Genomic DNA, 3995 nt, shown 5'->3' with positions numbered 1-3995 from the left:
ATTCCTTTACTGAGTTTATTTTCCAACCGTTTCAAATCGCGTTCGGATAATTGCATCTCCACCTTTGGTGTTTTATTCACCAGCGACAGGTAAACAGGTTCTCCGGCAAGATTATCGGCGTCCACAGGACCCAGTTTTTCGGAAAAACGGGCAATCACCCTGCGTTCGATATCTTTTTCGTCGGGAATAATGGTATAGGTACGGGTAAAATACCCGGTTTCTTCGCTACCGGCAAATAACTCCGTCAGGGCTTTCTCCTGCAAATTGATCTCGTCCATCACCACTTTGTAGGCATTTCCGTCCGGAGGCATATTTTCTGCTTCTCCGGCCAGTATATCCGTCCTGTTGCGCCGCAGCTCAAATATCTGCCTTGCCACCAGCTCGGCCTGCCTGGCCGTAGATCCGGCCATCAGCGCCTCCTGGGAAAGGTAGCTTCGCGGATTGACCGATGGCGCCTTTCCCTGGGGTATAGCCGGTTCCTGAGGGGTCTCAGGTTCGGGATTGGCATTGATGGTGACGATCACTCCGTCTTCCCGGAGATGGACGAAAGGTTCCAATGATTTGGCACGGAATTCCACCATAAAAGAGTTGTTCTGGTCGGCTATTCCTTTGTTTGATAGGGAGATATCTTCCAGTGTATGGACAACTCTGTCCTCGGTAACAGGATCCCCTATTCCCAGGTAACGCTGCGCGTAGGGATAGAACTCACCTTTCCGGTAGGTGGTTTTCTTTACCAGTAACGTAACCTCGAACGATGTTTTCGGAAGTGAATAAATGACACCGTAATTATTGGCTTTTATAGCATTTACGCGTGTAGTGTTCTGGGCAAAGGCACCGGAGACGACCGTAAGCAAAAGCGACAGGATCAGATATTTTACTCTCATTATTTTCGATAGTTATTCAAATTTACTTTGTAAATTTAGATGTTTTGAATTTTATTCCACTATTTCCCGCCATGACATAGTTCCAGTAAGCTTGTGTGCATCACGGATCAGTAAGCCGACTGGAACTGCTCCAGAAAGCGTATGTCATTCTCGGAAAACATCCTCAGGTCCTTTACCTGATACTTGAGGTTGGTAATGCGCTCAATGCCCATCCCCAATGCATAACCGGAATAGACCTTACTGTCGATGCCGCAGTTTTCCAGTACATTGGGATCTACCATGCCGCATCCGAGAATTTCCACCCATCCGGTATGTTTGCAAAACGGGCAACCTTTTCCGCCACAGATGTTGCAGGAGATATCCATTTCCGCGCTGGGTTCGGTAAAAGGAAAATAGGAGGGGCGCAGGCGTATCCGGGTCTGTTCGCCGAACATTTCCCTGGCAAAGAAAAGCAGTGCCTGTTTCAGATCGGCGAACGACACCTCCCTGTCGATGTAAAGCGCTTCTACCTGATGGAAAAAGCAATGGGCGCGGTAGGAGATCGCCTCGTTCCTGTAAACACGTCCCGGGCATATGATCCGGATGGGGGGATCTGTTCTTTCCATCACTCTTGTCTGTACCGAAGATGTATGCGTGCGCAACACGATCTGGGGATCGCTCTGAATGAAGAAGGTGTCCTGCATATCGCGTGCGGGATGATCGTCCGCGAAATTCAGGGATGAAAATACATGCCAGTCGTCCTCTACCTCCGGTCCTTCGGCGATGGAGAAGCCGAGCCGTTTGAAAATATCGCAGATCTCCTCTTTCACAATCGAAATAGGGTGGCGTGTCCCCAAAGGTAGCGGATAAGCCGTACGTGACAGATCGATATCGGGATTTGCCGTACTGTTTTTTTCGAATTGCTTCTTTAATAATTCTATCTTCTCAGTCGCTTTCTGTTTCAGTTCATTCAGCCGCATACCTGTTTCGCGTTTCTGCTCGGGAAGAACAGTCCGGAAATCATCCATTAGGGAAGATAGGTAACCCTTCTTACCCAGGTATTTTATACGCGCTGTTTCCACTTCTTCCGGAGCGGAAACCGTCAACTGTTCAATTTCAGAAAGGAGAGCCTCGATCTTTTCTATCATTCTGTTGAATCTTATAAACCCATTATACAATACAAAAATAGACATTTTATTACTATTTATCCCTGTTTTCGGCGAAAGATTTGACCGAAACAACTGGAGGGTTAAGGTTAAATTCGTACTTTTGTCCTTAATTTAACGCGTTTTCGCAAAGATGATCGATACGGTACGCAGGTTCATTGAAAAAGAAAAATTACTGACACCCAACACCACCGTCGTAGTGGGGTTGAGCGGCGGGATAGATTCCATGGTACTGCTCGATCTGCTTACCCTTCTGGGTTATCAATGCGTGGCAGCCCATTGCAACTTTCATTTGCGCGGCGAGGAGTCGGACCGGGATGCCGGATTTGTAAAGAAGTGGTGTAAGAGCATCGACATTCCTCTTACATCGGTCGATTTCAATACCACCCAATATGCTGCCGACAGGAAGATATCCATCGAGATGGCAGCGCGTGAGCTGCGTTACGACTGGTTTGAGATCGTCCGGCGCCAGTATGGCGCAGAGGCTGTCGCCGTGGCGCATCACAAGGACGATTCGGTGGAGACTGTCTTGCTGAACCTGATCCGCGGTACCGGCATCAAAGGGTTGACAGGTATCATGCCGAAAAACAGGCACGTGATACGTCCCCTCCTGTGCGTAACCCGTGCCGGGATTGAGGAATACATCACTGAACGGGATATCCCTTACGTATTCGACAGCTCCAACGACGACGATGTTTTCCTGCGGAATTCACTCAGACTGAATATTATTCCTCAACTTGAGAAACTGAATCCCTCGGTAAAAGAAGCCGTTTGCCGCACCTCCCAAAACCTGGCCGAAGCGGAAAAGATTTATAGTGCCTCCATCGGGGAAGCAATAAAAAACGTATTCCGGGACGGCAAGATCGATATCCGGAAACTCCGGGAAACTGCGTCACCCCGGTCGCTGCTGTTTGAGATCCTCTCTCCCCTGGGTTTCGGACCCTCGGTGATCGAGGATATTTACCTTGGCATGGAGAGCTCTTCCGGAAAGGTTTTCTATTCGAAGTCGTACCGGCTGATAAAGGACCGCGATTTTTTTATTCTTGACCGGACAACCGGCAATACCGCAGGAGAAGAGCTTATCTATATCGATCTGAAGACGGAAGAGATCACAGAACCTCTTCACCTGATGATCCGGAGAGAAAAAATGCCTGTCGCCATAGAGAAAAACAGGTACTTTTTATATGCGGATAGCGGTAGACTGACGTTTCCGCTGAAATTACGGAGATGGAAAGAGGGGGACTGGTTCATACCCTTCGGAATGAAAGGCAGGAAGAAAGTAAGCGATTATTTCACCGACCGTAAATACAGCTTGAAAGCAAAAGAAGATGCATGGATCCTCCTTTCGGGTGATGAGATCGTATGGATCGTAGGAGAACGCACCGATGACCGGTTTAAAATAACGGCAGAAAGTATAGACGTTTTTATCGTTGAAGTGATAGCTAATGAATGAAAAATGAAACGTTTTCATGAAGCAATACGAGCAGAAAGCAAACTTGTTTGCTATGCCGTGGCGGGAAAACGACGAATGGAATTGAATTTTCGTTAAGCAATAAAAATTGAAAACGATTAATATGATTATTTTTTTCAGAACCGATGCAACTTTTTTCGTTTTTTTGCATCTAATAATAAAGGAGTAAAGATTTTTTATATCCAGCGCCTTTGTGCCTGGTAGTTGATTCTTGGCTCTTGATTCCCTATCCTGGAAGTTTAGTTTCTAAAATATTATCAAAATGAAGAATAATCCAATCAAAGACATGCTGGTAGTAGGAGTTTTCATTGGTTTTGCGTATTATGTCTCCCGTTACTATCGTCAGAAAAAGCAAAAGGAGAAGGAATTGCGGGAAACTCTCCATTTCCAGCTGTTTTGACGTCTCCCGTCTATTCCTCGATAAATTCAGGCTGTTTCTCGCCATGGCAGAGGACAAGCTTGCGTGAGCCCTGCTCATATTGGCTTAACGAAACG

At 46.9% G+C, this 3995-nt stretch carries 4 protein-coding genes; 2 read left to right on the top strand and 2 right to left on the bottom strand.

Features of this window, described 5'->3' with window-relative positions; genetic code table 11:
* Together Q0502_RS14230 and Q0502_RS14225 are read right to left on the bottom strand one after the other, a co-directional pair.
* A partial coding sequence (locus tag Q0502_RS14230; protein ID WP_298652000.1) for a DUF4831 family protein occupies positions 1–884 on the bottom strand: 884 nt, incomplete at its 3' end.
* 107 nt (positions 885–991) lie between these two features.
* Complete coding sequence (locus Q0502_RS14225; protein WP_298651998.1) at positions 992–2011, bottom strand: phenylalanine--tRNA ligase subunit alpha; 1020 nt, start codon at positions 2009–2011, stop codon at positions 992–994.
* 151 nt (positions 2012–2162) lie between these two features.
* Between Q0502_RS14225 and tilS the strand changes: the two genes are divergently transcribed.
* Positions 2163–3482, top strand: a complete 1320-nt coding sequence (gene tilS / locus Q0502_RS14220) for a tRNA lysidine(34) synthetase TilS (protein ID WP_298651995.1) — start codon at positions 2163–2165, stop codon at positions 3480–3482.
* 280 nt (positions 3483–3762) lie between these two features.
* Positions 3763–3900: a hypothetical protein gene (locus Q0502_RS14215; RefSeq protein ID WP_298651992.1), complete on the top strand. Its 138-nt coding sequence runs from the start codon at positions 3763–3765 to the stop codon at positions 3898–3900.
* Positions 3901–3995 lie beyond the last annotated feature (95 nt).

The organism is uncultured Proteiniphilum sp., assembly GCF_937873925.1.
Taxonomy (GTDB): Bacteria; Bacteroidota; Bacteroidia; order Bacteroidales; family Dysgonomonadaceae; genus Proteiniphilum.
This window is presented reverse-complemented; position numbering and strand designations above follow the sequence as displayed.

What these genes read in the sequence shown, in the direction of transcription:
- Q0502_RS14215 (WP_298651992.1), top strand. Translation starts at nt 3,763, where the DNA reads ATGAAGAATAATCCAATCAAAGACATGCTGGTAGTAGGAGTTTTCATT.
- tilS (WP_298651995.1), top strand. Translation starts at nt 2,163, where the DNA reads ATGATCGATACGGTACGCAGGTTCATTGAAAAAGAAAAATTACTGACA.
- Q0502_RS14225 (WP_298651998.1), bottom strand. Translation starts at nt 2,011, where the DNA reads ATGATAGAAAAGATCGAGGCTCTCCTTTCTGAAATTGAACAGTTGACG.